Genomic DNA, 20,558 nt, shown 5'->3' on the forward strand with positions numbered 1-20,558 from the left:
CATTGCGCAATGGACCCCCCGCCGCGCCCTCCACTTGAGCTAGCAGATAAGGTTCCCAAAACCCCGGTTTGGGAACCACAAGTGATAGCTCAACGGGTCAGTTGGGCGAGGTGAGGGTGAGCAGGACCGCTTCAGGCTTGCAAGCGATGCGGACCGGGGCGAAGCGTGAGGTGCCGATGCCGCCCGAGACGTTGACCGGCGTCGTACTTCCGTTACTCTGCCAGTCATTGAGGCCCTTGGCCCGCCAGGTGGGGAGGTCGCAGTTGGACACCAGGGCGCCGTAACCGGGGATGCACAACTGGCCGCCGTGGGTATGCCCGGCGAGCAGGAGGTCCGCGCCGTCCTCGGTGAAGTGGTCCAACACGCGCTGGTACGGGGCGTGGATGACGGCGACGCGCAGATGCGGCACGGCGTTCTGGTTGACAGTGCCGCGGGGCCAGCCGGCATAGCGTTCGCGGTTCAGGTGGGGATCGTCCACGCCGGAGAAGTCGAAGCGGATGCCCTTCAGGACCACCGACTGGTGCCGGTTGGTCAGGTCTATCCAGCCGCCCATGCCAAAGCCCGAGCGCAGGCGCGGCCAGTCCAGCTGGACCGGTTTCGGCTTCACCTTGGAAGGGCCCAGGAAATAGGAGGCGGGGTTCTTCAGGCTGGGCGCGAAGTAGTCGTTGGAGCCGGGAACAAAAACGCCGGGGAACTCCAGGAGGGGGCGGAGCGCCGCCAGGAGCGGGTCCACGGCCTTGATATGGCTGAGGTTGTCACCGGTGTTCACCACCAAGTCCGGCTCCAGGCTGGCGAGGGACTCCAGCCAGGCCGCCTTCTTCTCCTGCCCGGGAACAAAGTGGATATCGCTCAGGTGCAGGATACGGAAGGGCGCCTGCCCGGGCGGGAGGATGTCCAGGGTTTCCTCGCGCAGCACAAACTGGTTTTTCTCCCACAGGCCGTACCCGAAAGCAGCCAGTCCCGCCGTGGCTCCGGCTCCTGCGGTGACGGCAAAGCCGCGCCCGATAGTCCGGGCGCGGCCTGCCAAAGCACTGGTTGACATCATCGGCGGCTAGCCGTTCCCGTTTCCATTGCCGTTCCCGTTGCCGTTGCCGTTGCTGCTCGGCTGCGGTGCAGGCTGGGTGGCGGGTGCGGAAGGAGCCGTGGTGGCCTGGGGCGTGGACGGTGTGGTCCGTGTCGTGGATCCGCCGCCGTTCAGGAGGTTGCTCGGCGGCGCCGGGAACGGATTGGTGCCGTAGGCCGGGGCGATCTTCGACATGAAGTTGGAGAACATCGGCCCGGCGATCATGTAGCCGTCGATGCCCTGGTAGAACTTCCCGTTGACCGTGATGTTCTGGCCCGCGCGGCCCTGGTCTCCCAGTGCGTCACCGAACCAGGCAGCGGTGGCCAGGCCGGTGGTGTGGCCAACAACCCAGGTGGAGCCGTTGTTGTTGGACGTACCGGTCTTGGCGCCGATGGGGAAGCTGGTCCGGGTGGAGATCCTGGGTTGGATGAGCGAGCCGGAGCCCCGGTTAAGGACTTCCTGCAGCGCGTAGTTCACACCACGGGCCACCTCGGGCTTGATGGCGTCCCGGCAACTGGTGGACTGAGCGGGCAGATCCTTGCCCGTTGCATCCTTGACGGACGTGATGGCGATGGCTTCACAGAACTTGCCGTCATTCGCGAATGTTGCGAAGGCGCTGGCCATGGTCAGTGGGGACGTCTGGGTGGAACCCAGCAGGTTGCCCAGGAGGGACATGTCCACCTTGGGGTTCGGCTCGCTGCCGTCCCGGGACGGCAGGCCGCTGTGGAGCCCGACGGCGTCGACCACCTTCTGGATGCCGCAGAAGTCCAGCTGGGCTGCGGAAGCGAAGGTCACGGTGTTGATGGAGTTGTAGAGGCCTTCAAGAACGGAGAGCGGCCGGTACCACTGGGGTTCTGCGTTCTGCAGGTCATCAGCGGTGCCAAGTCCCTGGTTCTTTTGAACTGTGCTGTAGCCCCCGGTCACCTTGCCGCAGGTGTGCCGCCAGGGGAAGCTCAGCGGGTAGACACGCTGGGCCGAGTTCACCACGGTATTCATGGACTTGCCCTCATTGAGCCATTCAGCGAACGTGAACGGCTTCATGGTGGAGCCGGGCTGGGCGCCACCCATGCCGTTAAGGTCGTTGCCGTCCTTGTCCAGCTTGTCCACATTGAAATTCAATTGGGAATCGAAGCTGCCCTCGCCGGGCAGGAACGAGGTGTTCTGCGCCATGGAGACGATCTTGCCGGTGCCCGGCTGCACGGACACCATCGCAGCGCCCCATTTGTCCGGGTTGGCACCGGCGGAAGCGTTGACCTGCTCCTGGGCAACGGCCTGGGCGTTCGGGTCCAGCGTGGTGGTGATGGTGAGGCCGCCGCCGTAGATCAGGCGCTGGCGTTCCTTGAGGTCCGTGCCGTAAGCCGGGTTGTTCTCCAGCAGGTGCAGGATGTAGTCGCAGAAGTAAGGCGCGCTGGACGCGTAGGCGCAGCCCTGCTTGGGCTGGGTCACCTTGGTTTCCACCGGAGTGGCGACGGCGGCGTCATGGTCTGCCTGGCTGATCTTGCCCTGGTTCAGCATCAGGCCCAGGACCAGGTCGCGGCGCTCTTTCGAGCGGTCGGGGTTGGCGATGGGGTCAAACGCGGAGGGACTGTTGACCAGGCCGGCCAGCAGCGCAGCCTGCGGCAGCGAGAGGTCTTTGGCCGAGGTGCTGAAGAAGAACCTGGACGCGGCCTCGACGCCGTACGCATCGCGGTTGAAGAACACGATGTTCAGGTAGCCCTCAAGGATCTGCTCCTTGTTGAACTCCTTCTCCAGGGCGATGGCCAGCTTCATTTCGCGCAGTTTGTCGCCCACGCCCTTGTTCACGCCGTTGAGCTTGATCTGGTCCTCGTTACCCTCGGCGGCGAGGTTGGCGTTGAGGACGTTGTTGACGTACTGCTGCGTGATGGTGGACGCGCCCTGCTTGTTGCCGCGCGCGGTGCTGACCAGGGCGCGCAGGATACCGGTGGTGTCCACACCACCGTGGTCATAAAAACGGCTGTCCTCGACGGCGATGACAGCTTCCTTCATGAACGGCGAAATCTGGTCCAGTGCAACCTTGGTCCGGTTCTCCGTGTAGACGCTGGCGATCTCGCTGCCGTCGGCGGCCAGGATCCTGGTGGTCTGGTTGGGCGGATCAACCTTCAGCTCTGCCGGAAGGGTGTCGAAGAACTCGATCGAACCACTGGCCGCGCTGCCCGAGACGGCTGCCGCGGGGACCAGCAGGCCTGCTACCAGGACACCACAAAGTGCACTCACGCCAAGGAAAACGAGGATCTTTCCAAGGGTGGTGGCAGTGTCGAATAATGGGTTCTTACGAGTCGCCATGTTTTCCACTTTACCGGCAAGGACTAGTCTTTCTCTCATGACCAAATGGGAGTACGCCACGATTCCGCTCATTATCCATGCCACAAAACAGATCCTGGACCAGTGGGGAGATGACGGCTGGGAGCTTGTCCAGGTAGTCCCCGGACCGGACGGAAACGGTCTGGTTGCCTACCTGAAGAGGGAGAAGCAGTAGCATGAGCACCTCCGCAGAAGCCCAGTCCGGCACCGCCGCCACACCTGTTTCCGCTGTTGAGCAGCGGCTGGCGGACCTGGGGCTGACCCTTCCCGAGGTGGCCCCCCCGGTAGCCGCCTACGTCCCTGCCGTGATCTCCGGCAACCACGTCTACACCTCCGGCCAGCTGCCTTTTATTAATGGCAAACTCCCAGCAACCGGGAAAGTTTCTGCCGGCACCGAAGGCTTCGCCGACGAGCCCACCGTTTCGCCCGAGGACGCCCAGCAGTACGCCGCGGTCTGCGCCGTCAACGCCCTGGCGGCCGTCAAAAGCGTCATCGGCGACCTCGACCGGATCACCCGGATCGTCAAGGTTGTGGGATTCGTCTCATCGGACCCGTCGTTCACCGGCCAGCCCGGCGTGATCAATGGTGCCTCGGAACTGCTGGGCCGCGTCCTCGGTGACGCGGGCCAGCACGCACGTTCCGCCGTCGGCGTTTCCGTTCTGCCGCTCGACTCTCCGGTAGAGGTCGAACTGATAGCGGAATTCAGCTAGGACCGGTCGCTTCCTTTGCCTCAGCTCGCCCGACGCCTGTTTGCACTCCCTCAAGACCTTGAAGGGGCAGCGCAGAGCTGGCTTGAACACGGCGAGAGGAGCCCTCGGGCCGCCCGTCTCGCATCGTCCGTTGTCCTGCTGCGTGATTCCCCCACCGGCCTGGAAACCTGGCTGGCCTACCGGCCCGGTTCCTCGCCCTTGGGGGTCCTCGCGTTTCCCGGTGGCTCACTGGACGCCGCCGACGACGATCCCGTCGGCTGGCTGGGCCCCTCCCCCCAGCATTGGGCTGAGCAGATGGGAACGGACGACGTCGGGCTGGCGCGCCGCCATGTGGTGGGAGCCATCCGCGAACTCTTCGAGGAGACCGGCCTGCTGCTTGCCGGCCCGGATATGGCCACCACCTTTGAAGCAACATCCACCGCTGACTGGATGCGCGCCCGCCTCGCGGTGGCCGAGCAGGAAAAGACGTTCCCGGAGCTTCTTGGCAAACGGGGGCTGTCGCTGCGGACCGACCTGCTGAAGTCCCTGGTCAACTGGCGCAGCCCGGACTTCGCCCACCGCCGGTTCGATACCCGCTACTTTGCCGCCACCGTTCCGCTGAACCAGCAGCCCACGCTGCTGGAGGGCAAGGGCGTGTGGGGGCGGTGGGTTAACGTTGCCGAGGTGCTAGCCGGGCGGGATACCACTGCCCTGGGCGACGAGGTAGGCCAGGAGAACACCGTGGGCCGCACGCTCGGCGAGCTCCTGGTGCCCGGCTCCGAGATCATGCTTGAAAAGATGGCCAGGGCCAACGGTTGCATCGCCTACCTCAGCTACAAGCGCAAGGCGCACGTCTACCAGCCGCAGCTTGTGGAGGAAGACGGGAAGCTCCTGCTCGAGGTCGAGGCCGCCAAGACCGTGGCCGGAGACCCCCAGCGCGAACGCTGAACCTGGGCGCTAGATGCGGCGCAGCGTTGAATAGGGGCGGCTGGGCAGGTTCCCGGCTGTCCACGGTTTGACAGACGGTTCCAGCGGAATCTGCCCGCGGCCGTCCCGGATCACCAGGACCACCGTGCCGACCACCGCGGCAAGGGAAGCCACGCCCAGCAGGATCAAAACAACCACCATAGCCACGGACATTGCCATGCACCTCTAGGCCCAATTTTACGCCGCTTCGGTGGTTGGCGGGCCGTGGTTGAGGACGCTCGCTCGGATGTGGCTGCCAAAACCCGGGCGCGCGCTCAGATGTGGCTGCCAAAACGCGGGCGCGCGCTCGGACGTGGCTGCCTAAACCCGGACGCTCGCTCAGATGTGGCTGCCAAAACCCGGGCGCGCGCTCGGATGTGGCTGCCAAAACCCGGGCGCGCTCAGATAGGCCGGGAGGTCGTCACGCTCGCACAGTCCGCAGGCGGCAGATGTGAGCGGGCGCTGGCGGGAGGACGGCCACAAGTGAGCGCGCATCGATAGCAAGGCGGGCAGATGTGAGCGGGCGTTGTTGGGCCTGAGGTGAAACTTCCCCGGCATGCAAAAGGCCGCCCCTTTGGGGCGGCCTTTGTGCTGTGCAGACTAGCGGGAGCGCTGGCGGAGGCGCTGCATGTCCAGGATGACCACGGCGCGGGCTTCCAGGCGGAGCCAGCCGCGCTGGACGAACTCGGCGAGGGCCTTGTTCACGGTCTCGCGGGAGGCTCCGACCAGCTGGGCCAGCTCTTCCTGCGTCAGTTCGTGGGCCACGAGGACACCGTCCGTCGCCGGGCGGCCGAAGCGGTCCGCGAGGTCCAGGAGCGCCTTGGCGACGCGGCCGGGCACGTCGGAGAACACCAGGTCCGAGAGGGAATCGTTGGTGCGGCGGAGCCGGCGGGCGAGGGCCTGCAGAAGCTGCGCGGAAACCTCGGGGCGGGTGCGGAGCAGGTTGTTCAGGCTTTCGTTCTTCAGCCCGGCCAGGCGGGTCTCCGACACTGCGGTAGCGGTGGCGGTACGCGGGCTGGGATCGAACAGGGCCATTTCGCCGAAGAGCTCACCCGGGCCGAGGATGGCGAGGAGCGATTCACGGCCGTCCGGGGAGGTACGGCCCAGCTTCACCTTGCCGGAAACGATGAAGTAGAGCTGGTCGCCTTGGTCGCCCTCACGGAAAACCGAAGCACCGCGGGAAAGGTCCACCTCGGTGAGCTCGTCCGTCAGCAGACGGAATGCGTCGTCGTCGAGCGTGGCGAAAAGTGGTGCTCGGCGCAGTACCTCGATGTCCATAAAATCTCCTGAATAAAAGTTTCGGCTGTGGCGCTTGTGCCATTGTTTCAGAATTTTCAAGGTTCTGTGACGAACTTGGCAGCCAAAACGCCCCAACGGCGGGCAGGGGAGGCGGCGGCAGCCCTCAGAAAATTGTCAGCCTGCGCCACTAGAATGAGCCTACAACTGCTTATAAGGAGCCTTAGTGGTCGGCTTGACTGTCCTGGACATCGTCCTGATCCTGGCGCTGCTGTCCTATCTGGCCTACGGCCTGCGCAACGGCTTCCTCGTCACGGTCGGCGGCATTGCCGGGTTTGCCGCCGGGGCCATCGCCGCCTTTTTCGCGGTCCCTTTGGTGAGCGGCTTCGTGACCGACTCCGGATGGAGGCTGACGGCCATCGTGGCCGCCGCCGTCGCGCTGGTGGTTCTCGGCCATGGACTCGGCACCATGGTCGGCCGGCAAATCCGCGGCGCCGTGCGGATCAGGCCGCTGCGGGCCGTTGACCGCCTGGTGGGTGGCGCGGTGAACCTGGCGGTCTCTGCCCTGGTCATGTCCATGCTGGCCTTCAGTATCGGCTCCCTCGGCGTGCCGTTTGTTTCCCAGCAGCTTGCCGACTCCAAGGTGATCCGTTTTATCGACGGCATGACACCGGACCCCGTGAAAGCCACCATGGCGCAGCTGCGCTCGGAAGTGATCGGCAACGGCATTCCCACGCTGATTGAAGGTCTGGACCAGGGCCAGGCCGTGCCGGTGCCGGACGCCAGTACTGACACCCCAGCCCTGAACCGGGCCGCCGAATCGGTCCTGAAAATTGCCGGGACTGCCTACCAGTGCGGCCAGAACCAGACGGGCACCGGCTTCGTGGTTTCGGAAGACCGGATCGTCACCAACGCCCATGTTGTGGCGGGCGTGTCGGAGCCGGTGGTCGAGATGGCCGACGGCGGAGCGATGCCCGGGCGTGTTGTCTACTTCGACACCAAACACGACCTCGCCGTGCTCGCCGTTGAGGACCTTCCTGTCCAGCCGCTGCCGCTGAGCACCGACCTGCCCAGCGGCAGCCCGGCAGCGTTCGCGGGCTACCCGCACGGCGGGCCTTTCCAGTCCCGGCCCGCCACCATCCAGGACATCACCACGGTGCTGGTGCCGGACATCTACGGCAGCAACCCGTCGCCCGAGGAGATCTATCGGCTGGCCGGGAACGTCCAACCCGGCAACTCCGGCGGCCCGCTCCTGACCACGGACGGCCAGGTGGCCGGTGTGATCTTCGCGAAAGCGACCTCCGACGCGGAGATGGGCTTCGCCATCACCATGGACGACCTCAACCCTGTAGCCTCGCAGGCGGCGTCTTTGAGCGCCCCCGTTTCCTCTGGACAGTGCATCCAGAAGTAAGGGCCCTCCAAGAAGCAGCAGCAGGTGGCTAGAGGACTTCCGCGAGGTAGTCGATGGCCAGCTTGTAGCCGAATACCCCGGCGCCCACGATCACCGCGGAGCACACCGGCGACAGGAACGAATGGTGCCGGAATTCCTCGCGCTGGTGCACGTTGGTGATGTGGACCTCGACGGCGGGCAGCTGCACCGCTGCGAGGGCATCGCGAAGTGCCACGGACGTGTGCGTGAAGGCGCCGGCGTTGAGGACAATTCCGACGGCGGATCCCCGGGCGGCGTGGATGGCGTCCAACAGCACGCCCTCATGGTTTGACTGAACGCATTCGGCCGCGAACCCGTGTGCCTGAGCAGTGCGGGCGGCCAGTTCCTCCACGTCCGCCAGGGTGGACGTGCCGTATTTTTCCGGCTCGCGGGTCCCCAGCAGGTTCAGGTTGGGTCCGTTGATTACCAGGATGGTGCCGCGGCTGTCTGGGGTGGTGGCTTCACTCATGAATGCAAATCTAGTGTGCGGGGGCCCGGGCCGCATTTCTTACGGTTCGTTCTTGATCACCAATGGAACAACGCGGGGTCAGTTATTGCCCGTCCAGGCGGCCTGGATGGGCATTAGCTGACCCCGCGTTGCTTTAGCTTTGTTCCCGGTGCTGCCCTGCCGGTCTAGAGGGCGGTGAAGTGCAGCAGCAGCGCGTGCTCGGGGTTGAGGATGGGCATGGGCAGGCCTACCTCGGCCAGGAAACGGCCGTTGGCTATCGCTCCGTCTGCCAGCCAGGCCGGAGGCTGGACCTGCGTGAAAGTGTGGCCGTAGTCGGCATCACCCGGTGCCGGGAAGATGGCTTCCACCCGGTAGTCGCGGTCCGGCTCCAGGCCGGGGATGGCCACCTTGCCGGGCTGTTCGGAGAAAGCGGTGCGCGTGCTGACCAAGGCGAACAGCGCCGCCGTCGTGCCGGCCAAAGGAGACGACGCAGCCACCGCGCCGTGCAGCATCAGTGACTCATCCGGAACGTCCGCGCGGACCATCAGCCCCCTGTGGATGAGGTCGCGGTGCTCCTTGTACAGGCCGATGAACCGCTTGAGCTCCTCACGTTCAGCACCCGTGACCTGCCGGACGTCCCATTCCATACCGAAATGCCCAAAGAGGGCCGTGATGGCACGGAAGGACAAATCGTGAGTACGGGCCGTGGTGTGCGAGGTGGTGGGGCCGATGTGTCCGCCCACCAGCTCCGGCGGCACCACCAGCCCGGTCCACCTCTGGATGCTTTGGCGCTCCAGGGCATCGTTGCAGTCCGAGGCCCAAATCCGGTCCGTCCGCTCCAGAATGCCCAGGTCAACACGGGCGCCGCCGGAGGAACAGCTTTCAATCTCGACGCCGGGGTGACCCTTCTTGAGCTCGTCGAAGAGGCGGTAGGCGGCCAGGGTCTGCTCGTGGACGGAGGAGCGGCCGGCGTGGCCGTGTTCGAGCAGGTCCCGGTTCTGGTCCCACTTCAGGTAGCTGATCCTGTTTTCACGCAGCAGGGCGTCGATGCGGTCAAAGATGTACTGCCAGGCTTCGGGGTTGACCAGGTCGATGACGTGCTGGTTCCGCCACTCCAGCGGCAGCCGGCCGCCGTCCTTGTGGGACAGGGCCGCCGGGCCCACGATCCACTCCGGGTGGGCTCGGGCAACATCCGAGTTGAGGTTGACCATTTCCGGCTCCACCCACAGGCCGAATTCCATGCCGCGCGAGGTGACGGCGTCAATCAGCGGGGTAAGCCCGTCGGGCCACAGCGTCTCGTCCACGTACCAGTCGCCGAGCCCGGCGTGGTCGTCGCGGCGGCCGCGGAACCAGCCGTCGTCGAGTACGAAACGCTCGACGCCGAGGTCCGCGGCCGAATCGGCGAGCTCGATCAGGGCGGACAGGTTGTGGTCGAAGTAGACGGCTTCCCACGTGTTCAGCACCACGGGACGAGGCTTGCCGCCGCCGGCGTCGGGCAGCACGTGGTGCGGGCGGGAGCGGAACCAGCTGTAGAAGGCCTCGCTGATGCCGTCCAGGCCGCGGTCCGAGTAGGCGGCGAACAGGGCTGGCGTGGTGTAGCTGCCCTGGGGTGCGAGGATGACCTCGGCCGGTCCCAGGAGTTCGGAGCCGCCGATCATGGTGCGGCCGTCGCCGATGGTGTCGGTGAACTGCTCGTGGTTGCCGCTCCACGCCAGGTGCGTGGCCCAGACCTTCCCGTGGCGGTTGCCGAACCCGGGGGTGCCGGCGGCGAGCAGCAGGGATGAATCGTGGCCGGTGCGGCCGTGCCGGCCGGTCCGTACCCAGGTGCCCTGCTGGATGCTGCGGCGCTGCGGGTGGTTTTCCCGGCACCAGCGGCCGGTCAGGTCAAGGAGTTCGACGGCGTCCGGAGCCACGGGGAGGACAGTGGCCAGTTCGTCCAGCTGGTAGGGGGTGGTTCCGTCATTGGTGACGGTATGCCGCAGTTCCAGCAGACCGCCGTCGTGCAGCGTGATGTCCGACGAAACGGTGATTCCAGCGTCGGCATCGGTCTGCGTGATGACCGCGGTGGTGCCCTCGGCGCGTGCTGCCACGGTGCGAAGGCGCGGCGAGAAGTCGAGTCCGGAGACGCCGTCGGCCGTGCGGTGCCCGCGCAAACCGGGCCGGCCGCGCCAGCTGGAGGAAGCCTGGGGCAGGAGGCCGGCGGGAACGGTGGCGTCGATGGCGGAGTGCGGGACCGGCTCACCGAGGATGGCAAGGTCCGGAAGGGTGCTGCCAAGATCCGCGCCCCAATGGATGATCTCGGCCTCCCCGCTGTTGAAGCTGATCACCAGGCTGGTGCCGGCGGAACGGAGGTGGAGGGGGTCCATAGGATCTCTTTCAGGGTTTAAGGGGTGCGCCTTAAGTTACGCACGCGAGGAAAGCAAGGGGAAGGGGCGGCCGGATGCCGCCGCCGCGAGGAGGGCAACGGCGGCATCCGGCGCAGTGGCTGCGACCACATACGCAGCCACGGATTGGGGGGCTACTTGAACAGGGCGTTGACCTGTTCGTTGGCCTGGGTGAGGGAGCTTGCGGGCGCCTTGCCGGAGACGACGGCGTCCATGGCGGGCTCCATGATGCCCTTGACCTTGGCGGTGTTGTCCGTGATGGGGTACAGGAACGTGGTCTTGTTCTTGACGTGCTCGGTGAAGGCGGTGACGTCCACACCCTTGGCTGCGAACGCTTCAGCGGCCTTGTCCGAGGATGCCTTGAGCGCCGGGAATACTACGGCCTTGGAGGCTACGACGTCCTGGCAGTCGGCGGAGGCAAGGTATTCCACCCACTTGATGGATGCGTCCTTTTTCTTGGTGCCGGCCCAGATGGAATCGGCCAGGCCGTTGAACATCGACGCCCGCTCGCCCTGGGGGCCGACGGGGGTGGGGGCGATGCCCACTTCGATGCCCTTGTAGCCCGTGTACTGGCCTACCATCCACGAACCGTGCGCGTTGATGGCGGACTTGCCAGCCGCGAATGTGTCAGCCATGGCGGCGCCCACAGTGGTTTCCAGCTTGGGCATGTAGCCCTTGTCAGCAAGGCCGGCGAACCATTCCATGCTCTCCTGGAATTTAGGGTCGTCGTAGTTGTAGTGGGTGCCCCAGGGGTTCTTGTCCGTGTGGGACCAGCCGGTGGTGTTGGTGAGGTAGCTCCATTCGGTCTGGCCGGAGGAGTCGCCGCCGCCGTTCAGGCCCAGCCCGTAGACGGCAACGTTGTTCTTGTCGAAGCCGGGCTCGTCGCCGCGCTTGCCGCTCTTGTCCACGGTGAGGTGGGCGACAACCTTTTCGTACGTGCCGCCGTCTTCCGGATTCCAGGTGAGGTTCTTCATCTGGTCCTCGGTGACGCCCGCGCTGGCCAGCATGGCCTTGTTGTAGAACAGGCCGATGGTGTCCCAGTCCTTGGGCAGGCCGTAACGCTTGCCGTCCTGGCCCACCCAGAGGTCGGCGAGTCCTTCGTTGTAGGCGGTCAGGTCGATGTTGTCCTTCTCGACGGCGTCGTCGATGGCCAGCAGTTGCTTGTTTTCGGCGAGTTCGCCGTAGCGGCCCAGGTGGTTGGTGAACACGTCCGGGGCGGTGCCGCCAACGAAGCCGTTGGTGAGGGTGCTCCAGTAATCGTCCCAGCCGCGCTGGGTGATTTTGACTGTGATGTCCGGGTTGGCCTTGGTGAAATCGTCAGCGCACTGCTGGTAGGCCGGAAGCTGGTTGGCGTCCCAGAGCCAGTAGCTGATCTCGCCCTTGGAGGACTCCGCCGAGGAGGCGGATCCGCTGCAGGCGGACAGGGACAGTGCCACAGCGGCAGCAACGGCGACGGCGCCGAGGGTTTTCTTCATGGTTCTACTTTCCGTTTCGGGTGGGGGATGACGTGGTGGTTACTTGATGCCGGAGAAGCCGATGGAGTTGACGATCTTTTTGCCGAAGGCGGCAAAGAGGATCAGCACCGGCAGGGCCGAGATGAGGGTTGCCGCCATCAGGCCTGACCAGTCCGGTGCGCCCTGCGGAGACTGGGACTTGAAGACGCCCAGGCCCACCTGGAGCACGCGCACGTCGTCCTGGGAGCCCACCAGCAGCGGCCAGAAGTATTCGTTCCACTGGCCGATGAAGGTGAGCAGGGCGAGGGTGGCGATGGGGGCTGCGGCGTTGGGCAGGATGATCTGGAAGAAGATCCGCAGGTGCTTGGCGCCGTCAAGCATTGCCGCCTCCTCCACTTCGCGGGACATGTTCAGGAAGAACTGCCGCAGGAAGAAGATGGCGAAGGGGGTCATAAAGAGGTAGGGCAGGACCATGCCGAGCATCGTGTTGAGCAGGTCCAGGTTCTTGATCAGCAGGAAGTTCGGCAGGGCAGTGAAGATCGGCGGGACCAGCATGGTGCCCAGGAAGAGGCTGAAGACGGCGTTGCGGCCCTTCCAGCGCAGCCGGGCGAAAGCGTAGGCGGCCATGGCGCTGAAGAAGACTGCGCCCGCGGTGGTGATGGAGGAGAAGACGATCGAGTTCCGCAGGTAGATCCAGAAATCGATCTGTGCGCCGGACCCGCCTTCCGCCACGGCTTCCGCCGCTGACTGGAGCCCGAAGACCCGTTTGAAGGCGCCGAAGCTGAATTCCGCCGGCAGCAGGCTGGCGGCGTTGGTGGCCAGTGCGTTGTTGGTGGACAGGGCCGTCCGCAGGACCCACAGGAAGGGCAGGACGGAGACGGCGATGGCGAGGACCAGCAGGGCCCAGGCGGCGGCGCGCCGGGGGTTGAAAGTACGACGGCGGATGGTTGGGGCCGGCAGCTGCGCGCGGCGTGCGGTGGTGGTCATGGAGGATTCCTTAGTCCAGGTCCGACTCGTTGCCCTTGAGGAACTTCATCTGGATGAAGGCCACCAGGGCGAGGATGAGGAAGAGAATGACGGCGATGGCCGATCCGTAGCCGAAATCCGACTCGGTGAAGGCGCGCTGGTAGATGTAGTACTGGATGACGCGGGTGGCGTTCACCGGGCCGCCTGCGGAGGTGACGGCAACGGTGTCGAAGACCTGGAAGGAACCGATCACGGTCACCACCAGCACCAGGACCAGGACCGGACGCAGCAGCGGAATGGTGATCTTGCGGAACGTCTGCAAGGCTGACGCGCCGTCCAGCTTCGCTACCTCATACACATGGCCGGGGATGGCCTGCAGGCCGGCGAAGATCAGCAGCGCGGTGTAGCCCATGTGCCGCCAGGTGTTGATCAGGGCCTGGGTGGGGATGGCCCACGCTTCACTGCCGAAGAAGGCCACCCGGGAAAGTCCCGCCCACTCGATGAACTGGTTCACCACACCGATCTGGTAGTCGAGCATCCAGAACCACAGCAGCGCGGCGATGACGTTGGACATCAGGTACGGCAGCAGCAGGGCGCCCCGGATGATGGTGGATTTGGCCACCTGGTGCATGAGGAGCGCCAGGCCCAGGGCCAGTGCGGTCTGCAGGACGATGTTCAGGAAGACGTACTGGCCGGTGACAGCGAGTGAGTTCCAGAAGAGGGGATCCTTGGCGATGGCCGTGTAGTTCTCGATGCCCACCCATTCCGGGTCTCCCAGGATGTTGTATTCGGTGAAGCTCAGGTACACGCCGCGGATGGTGGGGACGACGTAGAAAACGATAAACCCGATCATGGCCGGGGCGATGAACAGCAGTGCAATCTTGAGGTCCCCGAACCGGCGGAGGCCGGTGTAGGGCTTGGGCTTGTCCGGAGCAGGCGCAACAGATCTTGGGTTCCTGGCAAGGGTGGTCATCTTCGACCCTTTCCTGACTGTGACGGGGGTAACAACTTGAGCTGTAATCTACACGAGTAGATGTAGGACTGGCAAGAGCTACTTTTCGGGCGTCAGGGTCTGGAATCAGTTCAACATCTGGCTTATTGACTCGAGTAGAAGCAGGTGCAACACTGGCTTCCTGATGACGAGCGCCGCCTTGGTGCTCACACAACCGAAGGGCAGACAATGACGTTTTCAATCGGCGTACTCGGCGCAGGGCAGTTCGGCGGGCAGTTCGCACACCTTTTCAACCTCCACCCCGGGGTAAGCGACGTATATGTGGTGGATGAGCTGCCCGAGCGTGCGGCGGATGCCGTGGAGCAGTACCACCTCGCCGGCTCCCGGGGGAGTTTCGAAGAACTCCTCGCCTCCGACGTGGACGCCGTGGCGATCTTCACCCAGCGCTGGACCCACGGGCCGCTGGTTGAACAGGCCCTGCGCGCGGGCAAGCACGTGTACTCGGCCGTCCCCATGGCCATCTCCGAAGAAGAGATTGCGCGCATCATCGACGCCGTCCGCGACACCGGACTGGTGTACATGATGGGGGAGACCAGCTACTACAACCCGGCCACGGTGTACGCGCGGGAGCAGCACGCTGCCGGCCGCTTTGGCCGCATCTTCTACTCCGAGGGCGACTACGTCCACGACATGGACCTGGGCTTTTATGACGCCTACCAATACAGCGGCGGTGACCGCTGGAAAGAAACTGCCAGCTACCCGCCGATGCTCTACCCCACCCACGCCATCGGCGGCGTGCTCGGAGCTGTCCCCGCGCACGCGGTCAGCGTCAGCTGTGTGGGGGTCCGGGATGACCGCAACGACGGCGTGTTCGACCGTGACGTCAGCATGTTCAGCAACGACTTTTCCAACGCCACCGCGCTTTTTGAACTGAATGACGGCGGCGTGATGCGCACCAATGAGATGCGCCGTGTGGGTTATCCGTCCCACATCCGCGAGTCCCGGTTCCGGTTCTTCGGCACGGAAGCAAGCTTCGAACAGCTGGCGAAGGTTACCGTCTGGCAGGACAAGGTGAACGTCCACGACATCTCGGAGCAGCTGGAAACGCGGCCCAGCATCCCCTTGGACGATCCATCCCTGGCCAACGTGGCCCCGGAGCTCCGGGACGCTTTTGTTTCCGGTCTGTCGCCGGTCCATGACGCAGAGCGGCTGCCGGATGAATTCCAGGGTGCGCCGAACGGGCATGAAGGCAGCCACCACTTCCTGGTTGACGACTTTGTCACCGCCGTCAACACCGGCACGCTGCCGCCGGTCAACGCCTGGGTGGCGGCCCGCTTCACCCTGCCCGGAATCGTTGCCCACCAGTCGGCGCAGCAAAACGGCGCGCGGCTGCCCATCCGCGACTTCGGCGACGCCCCCGCCAACTGGTAGCTAGCATGTACTCCATGACCACTTCGGCAGTGCCTGCCCCGCGCGGGCCTGTGACGCGCAAGGACGTTGCCCGCTTCGCGGGCGTCAGCACCGCCGTCGTGAGTTATGTGGTTAATGGCGGACCCAAGAAGGTGGCGCCGGCAACGGAAGCCAAGGTGCAGGACGCCATCCGCCGGTTGGGGTACCGCCCCAACGCTGCCGCCCGGGCCCTGAAGCTGGGGTCCAGCGAAACCATAGGTTTGGTCATCCCGGACAACAGCAACCCCTTTTTCTCGCTGCTGGCCCACGCCGTGGAGGACGCCGCCGCCGAACTGGGCTACGCCCTGGTGCTGACCAATTCCGATGGAAACCTTGGCAAGGAACTCCGGAACCTCCGCAACCTCGCTGCCCGCCAGGTGGACGGCGTGGTGCTTTCCAGTGTTCTGATGGAACCTGCCCTGCCCGAGCTCGAGTCCGCGGAGATTCCGGTTGTCCTGCTGAACCACAGCGCCGACGCTCCCGGATTCAGCAGTGTGGGCGTTGACTTGGTGGCCGGCGCAAAGGCAGCGGTTGAACATCTGATCGGGCACGGGCACACCAACATCGCCCTGGCCATGGGTACCAACACCGGCAACTACTATGACGGCCGTGAAGAGGGCTGGCTGCAGGCCCTGGCCGAGGCAGGCCTGCCGGAAGGCCCCATTGTCCGAACCCCATTCACGCGCGAAGGGGGCTATGCCGCGGGCAAGCGGCTCCTGGCCGGAGCATCCAGGCCGACGGCGATTTTTGCCACCTCGGACCTGCAGGCGGTGGGGATCCTGCGGGCACTCCATGAGGCGGGACTGTCGATCCCCCAGGACATCGCCCTGGCATCCTTCGACGGTTCAGCTGAGGCGGAGTACAGCTGGCCACCGCTCACCACGGTGAAACAGCCGGCAAAAGCCATGGCGGAGGCCGCCGTCAGCGCCCTCATCGGCGCCCACCGCGGCCAGGACTCCGAACACCTCATCTTCCCTGCCGAACTGCAGATCCGGCAGTCCTGCGGCTGCCCCTAAGCGGCAGCGAGCCGCAGCCGGCCCACCTTCTCCTGCAGGACTCGCTGTGCCTCCGAACCCAGGCCGGGATCGCTGATCACCTCGTCCACTTCGTCAAGTGAGGCGATGGAACTGATTCCCAATACGCCCCACTTGGTGTGGTCCGCCAGCACCACGGTTTTCCGCGAGGCAGCCACGAAGGCCCGGTTCGTTTCGGCTTCCAGCAGGTTGGGCGTGGTGAAGCCGGCCACTGCGTCCATGCCGTGGACGCCGAGGAACAAAAGGTCCAGGTGCAACTGCTTCAGTGCGCTGGTGGCGATGGGGCCCACCAGGGCGTCCGACGGAGTGCGCTGGCCGCCGATCAGGATCACCGTGGAGCTGTAGCGGGCGGCGCCGGTGGAAGCGGCATGGTGGAACAGGTCGGCGATGCGCACCGAGTTGGTGACCACCGTGATCTGCGGGCCGTTCACCAGCTCCTTGGCGAGCGCCCAGGTGGTGGTCCCTGCGCTCAGGCCAACCGCCATGCCCTCCTGGACCAGGGCGGCCGCTTCAACGGCAATGGCGCGCTTCTCCGCCGTCAGCTGCGTGGATTTCAGCTCGAAGCCGGGCTCGTGCGTGCTGGCATCGCCGGGAAGCTTGGCGCCGCCGTGGATCCGTTCCAGCTTGCCGCTTTCCTCCAGCAGCTCGATGTCCCGGCGGACCGTCATCAGCGAAACACCCAGTTGCTGGGCGAGGTCCGAAACGCGGACAACCCGTTCGCGCTGGACGGCGTCCACGATTGCCTGGTGGCGTGCTGCGGGGAGCATGGGGTTCCTTTCGTGCTGCGGCCGGGGGAGCGCTGTCCCCGTCAGGTTCCATCATGGTCTACCCCTTGCTTGAACCAAGAGTCAGTCCCGCAACAAACTGCCGCTGCAGGAGCAGGTAGATCACCAGGGTGGGGATCACCGTGATAACGGCGCCCGCCGCCAGGAGGTTGTAGTTGCTGAGGAATTCGCCCTGCAGGTTGTTGATGGCAGTGGTGATGGGAAGCCGGTTGCCGCTCTGGATGAATATAAGGGGCCAGAAGTAGTCGTTGTAGATAAAGATGACCTGGAGCGTGCCGAGGGCCGCGAAGGCCGGCCGGCAGAGCGGCATGATGATCTCCCGGTACTGCCGCCAGATGCCGGCACCGTCCACCAGGGCGGCCTCGGTGAGGTCCGCGGAGAGTGCCTTCATGTAGTTGGACAGCACGAAGGTGCAGAACCCCATCTGGAACGCGGTATTGACCGCAATCACAATGATGTACGTGTTCAGCATGTTTCCGGAGTCGCTGAACGAGTACGGCACTTCGAAGTGCTTGGCCATTTCGAAGAGCGGGGCGGCCAGGACCTGCGGGGGTAGCAGGTTGCCTGCGGTGAACATGATGAGCAGCGTGACGTTGAACTTCCAGCTCACCCGGCTGACGGCGAAGGCCATGAGGGAGGCGAGGAACAGCGTCAGCAGCACGGCGGGCACGGTGATGATCACCGAGTTCCAGAAGTAGGTGGCAAACCCTCCCTGGGTCCAGGCCTGGGCGAAGTTGCCGAAGTTGAAGTCGCCGGCAAAGCTGAAATAGCCGTACTGGTTGGTCGAGGCCACCGGACGGAGGGCCGTGTACAGCGACCAGCCCAGGGGTATCAGCCACATCACCGCCATCACCGTGAGGAAGATGTGCGTTCCGTAGTGGCGCTTGGGCCTGCTGCCGGTCCGCAACGCCGCGGTATCGGTGGTGCCCGGGCGGGCCGTGGTGGTGCTCATGCTTTGTTCTCCTTGCCGAACGTGCGGCTGAGGTAGAAGACGATAGGGACGAGGGAGATCACCAGCAGGACTACCGCCAGTGCCGAGCCGACGCCGATCACCTGGCCTTCGCCCACAAGGTTCTGGATCACCAGGGCGCTGAGCATTTCCAGGCCGTTGGTGCCGCGGTTGATGACGTACACCACGTCAAAGGCGCGCAGCGATTCGATAATGGTGATCACCACGATGACGATGTTGATGGGGCGCATTGCTGGGAACACCACGCGGAAGAACGTCTGTACGGAGTTGGCGCCGTCGATGGCCGCGGCCTCCTTCAGGCTGGGATCCACGCCCTTCAGCCCGGCCAGGTACAGGAGCATGACATAGCCGGCGTGCCGCCACGTCGCTGCGATCATGGCTGCCCAGATGTTCACGGAGGAGTCCCCGAACCAGTCCACGGCCTGCGGTGTGCCTGCCGTGCCCAGGAGGAAGTTCAGGAGTCCGTTGTCGCGCTGGTAGAAGAGCTGCCAGATGATGCCGATCAGGGCCAGTGAGAGCATCACGGGTGCGAAGAAGATGCTCTGGTAGATCTTGCTGCCGCGGATGTTCTGGTCCAGCAGGACGGCGAGCAGCAGTCCCAGCGGCGTGGCGATCAGGGCAAGGAACAGGAGCCAGAGCAGGTTGTGCTGCACGGCCGGCCAGAAGGGCGGATAGTCCTGGGTGATGTATTGGTAGTTTCCGGTGCCGGCCGGGCGGATGTCGGCCAGGTCCAGGCCGTTCCAGCTCGTGAAGCTCAGCCCCACGGACATCAGGGTGGGCAGCCAGACCAGAACCAGCTCAATCAGGGTGGGGATCCCCACCATCAGTGCCAGGACCACTTTGTCCCGCCCAGCGAGGCGGCGGACCCGCCCGCCTCTGCTCCGGCGGATCCGGCCGCCGCCCGGTTCCCGCGCCTCGGGCGGGATAAGTTCTTGTGCGGTGCTGCTCATGGAAGTCTTCCCTTGGTTGGTGCGGACGCTGGAAGGGGACGACGACGGCGGGAGCCTGCACCGCCGTCGTCGTTCCCTCCCTTGCTGGTCGCCTGACGGCGCGGTCGGGGCGGGACGTGCAGCCTGGACTACTGCGCGGCGTAGAGCGTCTTGGCCTGGGCCTCAAGGTTCTTGACGTCCATCTTGCCGTCCTTGATGAAGCTCTGCAGGGCGGGGATCATCACGTTGTTGGCCATGGCCGGCAGGGCATCGCGGTCGAAGAACTGGCTGATGTACTTCGCGTCCGCGATGGTGTCCGCACACTTCTTGTTGAGAGGGCTGAACTTGGAGGTATCCGTCCCCTTGGCGGTGGCGATGTTGGACCCGTCCACGGCGGCGTAGGTGTCCTGGGCCTCGGCCGTGCCGAGGAACGCCATGAAGTCCCGAGCAGTCTTGTTCTCCCCGCCCTTCTTGGACAGCAGGAGCCCGTCGATGGGGGCCTCGACGGCGTCGCGGCCTTCCATGGCGATCTCCGGGAACGCGAAGAAATCGATGTCCGCCAGCACCGCGGGATCCGTGAACTGCTGGGTGACGAACGAACCGAGCAGGTACATGCCGGTCTTTTTCGCTTCCAGTGCTTTCGCGGCGTCCTGCCAGGTCTGGCCGAGGGCTGCCGGATCCTGGAAGGGAAGGAGTGCGGACCAGGTGTCAAAGACCGCACTGACCTTCTGCTGGTCCCAGGATTCCTTGTGCGCGCACAGGTCAACGTGGAACTGGTAGCCGTTGAGCCTCATGTTGATGTAGTCGAACGTGCCCATGGCGGGCCAGCCGTCCTTGTCAGCAAAGCCGATGGGGATGATGCCGTCAGCCTGCATCTTCGCGGCGAGGGCCTTGAGCGCATCAAAGGTCTCGGGCACCTCGTACCCCTTCTCGGCCCACAGGCTCTTGCGGTAGAAGAACCCCCACGGGTAGTTGTAGTTGGGCACGAAGTACATCTTGCCGTCCGGCCCGGTGGAAGCCTTCTTCAGGGCGTCGGAGTAGTTGGCGCCGATGGTTTCCCAGACGTCATCGATGGGTGCAAGGAGTCCCTTGCCTGCGTAGTACTGCATGCGGTATCCGGCGAACCAGGTGAACGTATCGTCCGGAGAACCCTGCAGGTAGGAGTTGATCTTGTTCTGGAAGTCGTTGTGGGGCACCACGTTGGTGGTGACTTTCTTGCCGGTCTTGGCCGTGAAGGCATCGGTGACGGCCTGGTAGGCGCGCTTGGGGACGTCGTCGGAGGACCCGGAACCGAAGGTCAGGCCGGGGGAGTCGGAACCGGTGGCGGACGGGGCGCTTCCTCCGGTGCAGGCCGCGAGGAACGGGATGCCGGCAAGGCCCGCCGCGCCCACGCCGACGGTCTTGAGGATGCTCCGCCTGCTCGGAAATGCAGTTGCAGACCCGTCAAACTGTGAAGCCATGTTCTCTCCCTTGAGTAATAGC

The 20,558-nt window shown here is 64.9% G+C and carries 19 protein-coding genes; 6 read left to right on the forward strand and 13 right to left on the reverse strand.

Annotated elements, in window-relative coordinates:
* Positions 1 to 97: 97 nt before the first annotated feature.
* Together ARTSIC4J27_RS03370 and ARTSIC4J27_RS03375 are read right to left on the reverse strand one after the other, a co-directional pair.
* Positions 98 to 1,042, reverse strand: coding sequence for a metallophosphoesterase (locus tag ARTSIC4J27_RS03370; protein ID WP_407681113.1), 945 nt, complete (start codon positions 1,040 to 1,042; stop codon positions 98 to 100).
* Between the two features lie 9 nt (positions 1,043 to 1,051).
* On the reverse strand, positions 1,052 to 3,367 hold the full coding sequence (locus ARTSIC4J27_RS03375) for a transglycosylase domain-containing protein (protein WP_050053807.1): 2,316 nt from the start codon (positions 3,365 to 3,367) through the stop codon (positions 1,052 to 1,054).
* 37 nt (positions 3,368 to 3,404) lie between these two features.
* Here ARTSIC4J27_RS03375 and ARTSIC4J27_RS22440 point away from each other — a divergent pair, with 37 nt between their 5' ends.
* Genes ARTSIC4J27_RS22440 through ARTSIC4J27_RS03385 form a run of 3 tightly spaced genes read left to right on the forward strand, consistent with a single transcriptional unit; the run spans position 3,405 to position 5,022 of the window.
* On the forward strand, positions 3,405 to 3,560 hold the full coding sequence (locus ARTSIC4J27_RS22440; protein WP_003797879.1) for a DUF4177 domain-containing protein: 156 nt from the start codon (positions 3,405 to 3,407) through the stop codon (positions 3,558 to 3,560).
* A 1-nt stretch (position 3,561) separates the two neighbouring features.
* The gene (locus ARTSIC4J27_RS03380) at positions 3,562 to 4,095 is read left to right on the forward strand and encodes a RidA family protein (RefSeq protein ID WP_050053808.1); all 534 of its coding nucleotides are present in this window, start codon (positions 3,562 to 3,564) and stop codon (positions 4,093 to 4,095) included.
* Between the two features lie 15 nt (positions 4,096 to 4,110).
* A complete protein-coding gene (locus ARTSIC4J27_RS03385) occupies positions 4,111 to 5,022 on the forward strand; it encodes an NUDIX hydrolase (RefSeq protein ID WP_050053809.1) in 912 nt (303 codons plus the stop codon).
* Between the two features lie 9 nt (positions 5,023 to 5,031).
* On the opposite strand, the gene ARTSIC4J27_RS03390 is transcribed toward ARTSIC4J27_RS03385, so the two are convergent.
* Entirely contained in the window at positions 5,032 to 5,214 is a 183-nt protein-coding gene (locus ARTSIC4J27_RS03390) for a hypothetical protein (RefSeq protein WP_235436511.1), read from the reverse strand.
* Between the two features lie 426 nt (positions 5,215 to 5,640).
* Positions 5,641 to 6,318, reverse strand: coding sequence for a Crp/Fnr family transcriptional regulator (locus ARTSIC4J27_RS03395; protein ID WP_009359192.1), 678 nt, complete (start codon positions 6,316 to 6,318; stop codon positions 5,641 to 5,643).
* A 184-nt stretch (positions 6,319 to 6,502) separates the two neighbouring features.
* Between ARTSIC4J27_RS03395 and ARTSIC4J27_RS03400 the strand changes: the two genes are divergently transcribed.
* Positions 6,503 to 7,687: a MarP family serine protease gene (locus ARTSIC4J27_RS03400; protein WP_050053811.1), complete on the forward strand. Its 1,185-nt coding sequence runs from the start codon at positions 6,503 to 6,505 to the stop codon at positions 7,685 to 7,687.
* 28 nt (positions 7,688 to 7,715) lie between these two features.
* On the opposite strand, the gene aroQ is transcribed toward ARTSIC4J27_RS03400, so the two are convergent.
* The 5 genes from aroQ to ARTSIC4J27_RS03425 all read right to left on the reverse strand — a co-directional run bounded on the left by aroQ (position 7,716) and on the right by ARTSIC4J27_RS03425 (position 13,930).
* On the reverse strand, positions 7,716 to 8,174 hold the full coding sequence (gene aroQ / locus ARTSIC4J27_RS03405; RefSeq protein WP_050053812.1) for a type II 3-dehydroquinate dehydratase: 459 nt from the start codon (positions 8,172 to 8,174) through the stop codon (positions 7,716 to 7,718).
* Positions 8,175 to 8,338: 164 nt separating this feature from the next.
* The gene (locus ARTSIC4J27_RS03410) at positions 8,339 to 10,519 is read right to left on the reverse strand and encodes an alpha-galactosidase (protein WP_050053813.1); all 2,181 of its coding nucleotides are present in this window, start codon (positions 10,517 to 10,519) and stop codon (positions 8,339 to 8,341) included.
* A gap of 152 nt (positions 10,520 to 10,671) precedes the next feature.
* On the reverse strand, positions 10,672 to 12,012 hold the full coding sequence (locus tag ARTSIC4J27_RS03415; RefSeq protein WP_050053814.1) for an ABC transporter substrate-binding protein: 1,341 nt from the start codon (positions 12,010 to 12,012) through the stop codon (positions 10,672 to 10,674).
* A 39-nt stretch (positions 12,013 to 12,051) separates the two neighbouring features.
* Positions 12,052 to 12,978: a carbohydrate ABC transporter permease gene (locus tag ARTSIC4J27_RS03420; protein WP_050053815.1), complete on the reverse strand. Its 927-nt coding sequence runs from the start codon at positions 12,976 to 12,978 to the stop codon at positions 12,052 to 12,054.
* 10 nt (positions 12,979 to 12,988) lie between these two features.
* Positions 12,989 to 13,930: a carbohydrate ABC transporter permease gene (locus ARTSIC4J27_RS03425; protein ID WP_050053816.1), complete on the reverse strand. Its 942-nt coding sequence runs from the start codon at positions 13,928 to 13,930 to the stop codon at positions 12,989 to 12,991.
* Between the two features lie 207 nt (positions 13,931 to 14,137).
* Here ARTSIC4J27_RS03425 and ARTSIC4J27_RS03430 point away from each other — a divergent pair, with 207 nt between their 5' ends.
* Complete coding sequence (locus ARTSIC4J27_RS03430) at positions 14,138 to 15,340, forward strand: Gfo/Idh/MocA family protein (RefSeq protein ID WP_050053817.1); 1,203 nt, start codon at positions 14,138 to 14,140, stop codon at positions 15,338 to 15,340.
* 5 nt (positions 15,341 to 15,345) lie between these two features.
* Positions 15,346 to 16,374 carry a LacI family DNA-binding transcriptional regulator gene (locus ARTSIC4J27_RS03435; RefSeq protein WP_407681114.1) on the forward strand — a complete coding sequence of 343 codons (1,029 nt, stop codon included), beginning with the start codon at positions 15,346 to 15,348 and terminating at the stop codon, positions 16,372 to 16,374.
* On the opposite strand, the gene ARTSIC4J27_RS03440 is transcribed toward ARTSIC4J27_RS03435, so the two are convergent.
* The 4 genes from ARTSIC4J27_RS03440 to ARTSIC4J27_RS03455 all read right to left on the reverse strand — a co-directional run bounded on the left by ARTSIC4J27_RS03440 (position 16,371) and on the right by ARTSIC4J27_RS03455 (position 20,536).
* Positions 16,371 to 17,159, reverse strand: coding sequence for a DeoR/GlpR family DNA-binding transcription regulator (locus tag ARTSIC4J27_RS03440; RefSeq protein WP_050053818.1), 789 nt, complete (start codon positions 17,157 to 17,159; stop codon positions 16,371 to 16,373). The genes ARTSIC4J27_RS03435 and ARTSIC4J27_RS03440 overlap by 4 nt on opposite strands.
* A 58-nt stretch (positions 17,160 to 17,217) precedes the next feature.
* Complete coding sequence (locus ARTSIC4J27_RS03445) at positions 17,218 to 18,129, reverse strand: carbohydrate ABC transporter permease (RefSeq protein ID WP_050053819.1); 912 nt, start codon at positions 18,127 to 18,129, stop codon at positions 17,218 to 17,220.
* The gene (locus ARTSIC4J27_RS03450; protein ID WP_050053820.1) at positions 18,126 to 19,097 is read right to left on the reverse strand and encodes a carbohydrate ABC transporter permease; all 972 of its coding nucleotides are present in this window, start codon (positions 19,095 to 19,097) and stop codon (positions 18,126 to 18,128) included. Before ARTSIC4J27_RS03450 ends, ARTSIC4J27_RS03445 begins: the two co-directional genes overlap by 4 nt.
* 128 nt (positions 19,098 to 19,225) lie before the next feature.
* Positions 19,226 to 20,536, reverse strand: a complete 1,311-nt coding sequence (locus ARTSIC4J27_RS03455) for an ABC transporter substrate-binding protein (RefSeq protein ID WP_050053821.1) — start codon at positions 20,534 to 20,536, stop codon at positions 19,226 to 19,228.
* Positions 20,537 to 20,558: the final 22 nt, after the last annotated feature.

The organism is Pseudarthrobacter siccitolerans (assembly GCF_001046895.1).
In the GTDB taxonomy this organism is placed as follows: domain Bacteria; phylum Actinomycetota; class Actinomycetes; order Actinomycetales; family Micrococcaceae; genus Arthrobacter; species Arthrobacter siccitolerans.

Bases quoted from the DNA above. Each gene is read 5' to 3' on its own strand.
- ARTSIC4J27_RS03370 (WP_407681113.1), bottom strand. From the start codon at position 1,042: ATGTCAACCAGTGCTTTGGCAGGCCGCGCCCGGACTATCGGGCGCGGC.
- ARTSIC4J27_RS03375 (WP_050053807.1), bottom strand. From the start codon at position 3,367: ATGGCGACTCGTAAGAACCCATTATTCGACACTGCCACCACCCTTGGA.
- ARTSIC4J27_RS22440 (WP_003797879.1), top strand. From the start codon at position 3,405: ATGACCAAATGGGAGTACGCCACGATTCCGCTCATTATCCATGCCACA.
- ARTSIC4J27_RS03380 (WP_050053808.1), top strand. From the start codon at position 3,562: ATGAGCACCTCCGCAGAAGCCCAGTCCGGCACCGCCGCCACACCTGTT.
- ARTSIC4J27_RS03390 (WP_235436511.1), bottom strand. From the start codon at position 5,214: ATGTCCGTGGCTATGGTGGTTGTTTTGATCCTGCTGGGCGTGGCTTCC.
- ARTSIC4J27_RS03395 (WP_009359192.1), bottom strand. From the start codon at position 6,318: ATGGACATCGAGGTACTGCGCCGAGCACCACTTTTCGCCACGCTCGAC.
- aroQ (WP_050053812.1), bottom strand. From the start codon at position 8,174: ATGAGTGAAGCCACCACCCCAGACAGCCGCGGCACCATCCTGGTAATC.
- ARTSIC4J27_RS03410 (WP_050053813.1), bottom strand. From the start codon at position 10,519: ATGGACCCCCTCCACCTCCGTTCCGCCGGCACCAGCCTGGTGATCAGC.
- ARTSIC4J27_RS03415 (WP_050053814.1), bottom strand. From the start codon at position 12,012: ATGAAGAAAACCCTCGGCGCCGTCGCCGTTGCTGCCGCTGTGGCACTG.
- ARTSIC4J27_RS03420 (WP_050053815.1), bottom strand. From the start codon at position 12,978: ATGACCACCACCGCACGCCGCGCGCAGCTGCCGGCCCCAACCATCCGC.
- ARTSIC4J27_RS03425 (WP_050053816.1), bottom strand. From the start codon at position 13,930: ATGACCACCCTTGCCAGGAACCCAAGATCTGTTGCGCCTGCTCCGGAC.
- ARTSIC4J27_RS03430 (WP_050053817.1), top strand. From the start codon at position 14,138: ATGACGTTTTCAATCGGCGTACTCGGCGCAGGGCAGTTCGGCGGGCAG.
- ARTSIC4J27_RS03435 (WP_407681114.1), top strand. From the start codon at position 15,346: ATGTACTCCATGACCACTTCGGCAGTGCCTGCCCCGCGCGGGCCTGTG.
- ARTSIC4J27_RS03440 (WP_050053818.1), bottom strand. From the start codon at position 17,159: ATGCTCCCCGCAGCACGCCACCAGGCAATCGTGGACGCCGTCCAGCGC.
- ARTSIC4J27_RS03445 (WP_050053819.1), bottom strand. From the start codon at position 18,129: ATGAGCACCACCACGGCCCGCCCGGGCACCACCGATACCGCGGCGTTG.
- ARTSIC4J27_RS03450 (WP_050053820.1), bottom strand. From the start codon at position 19,097: ATGAGCAGCACCGCACAAGAACTTATCCCGCCCGAGGCGCGGGAACCG.
- ARTSIC4J27_RS03455 (WP_050053821.1), bottom strand. From the start codon at position 20,536: ATGGCTTCACAGTTTGACGGGTCTGCAACTGCATTTCCGAGCAGGCGG.